Origin of the sequence: Pseudomonas sp. K5002 (genome assembly GCF_013386655.1) — a bacterium.
Taxonomy (GTDB): Bacteria; Pseudomonadota; Gammaproteobacteria; order Pseudomonadales; family Pseudomonadaceae; genus Aquipseudomonas.
The window spans coordinates 1,201-1,967 of the sequence record NZ_JACARK010000589.1 but is presented as its reverse complement, the minus strand read 5'-3'; the positions used below and the strand labels follow the sequence as shown (position 1 = coordinate 1,967).

General features: G+C 61.4%; 1 protein-coding gene. It reads left to right on the top strand.

Going from position 1 to position 767, the window contains the following annotated elements; all coding sequences use genetic code 11:
• Positions 1–104: 104 nt before the first annotated feature.
• Positions 105–719, top strand: a complete 615-nt coding sequence (gene leuD / locus HX846_RS24215) for a 3-isopropylmalate dehydratase small subunit (RefSeq protein WP_003208984.1) — start codon at positions 105–107, stop codon at positions 717–719.
• The last annotated feature ends 48 nt before the right edge of the window (positions 720–767 follow it).

The window sequence follows — 767 nt, the reverse complement described above, 5'->3', positions numbered from 1 at the left end:
CGCCAGGGCGCGGGTGCCCGCACGCACCTGATGAGCCCGGCCATGGTCGCCGCTGCGGCCATCACTGGCCGGCTGACGGATATTCGCCACTTTGGAGACCGCACATGAGCTTGCAACCCTTCACTCGGATCACCGGCAAGGCGGCGCCGATGCTGGCGGCCAATATCGACACCGACGTGATCATGCCCAAGCAGTTTCTCAAGGGCATCGACCGCAACGGGCTGGATCGCGGGTTGTTCTTTGATTTGCGCTTTTTGCCCTCGGGTGAGCCTGACCCGCAATTTGTGCTGAACCAGCCGGCCTGGCAGGGCGCGAGCTTTATGGTAGTGGGGCCGAACTTCGGCTGTGGGTCCAGCCGGGAGCATGCGGTGTGGGGCTTGAAGCAGATGGGTATTCGCGCGTTGATCGGCAGCAGCTTTGCGGGGATTTTCTATGACAACTGCCAGCGTAACGGGGTGTTGTTGATCACGCTGGAGGAGGCTGTGTTGCAGCGGTTGGGGCAGATGGTGAGTCAGCCTGAGCAGGCGCAGATCAGTGTGGACCTGGAGGCGCAGGAGATCCTTTTGGCGGACGGGCAGGTGATTGCGTTCCAGATCGATACGTTGCGCAAGACTGCGTTGTTGTTGGGGTTGGATGCTATTGGCACGACGTTGCAGCGCAGTGAGCAGATCAAGGCGTTTGAGCGTGAGCATTTGGCGGCCAATCCTTGGCTCGGGTGATGGGGCTGTAGTTGCAGGTTGGCTGCTGCGCACTGCCTGCGTTCGGCC

Bases quoted from the DNA above. Each gene is read 5' to 3' on its own strand.
- leuD (WP_003208984.1), top strand. From the start codon at position 105: ATGAGCTTGCAACCCTTCACTCGGATCACCGGCAAGGCGGCGCCGATG.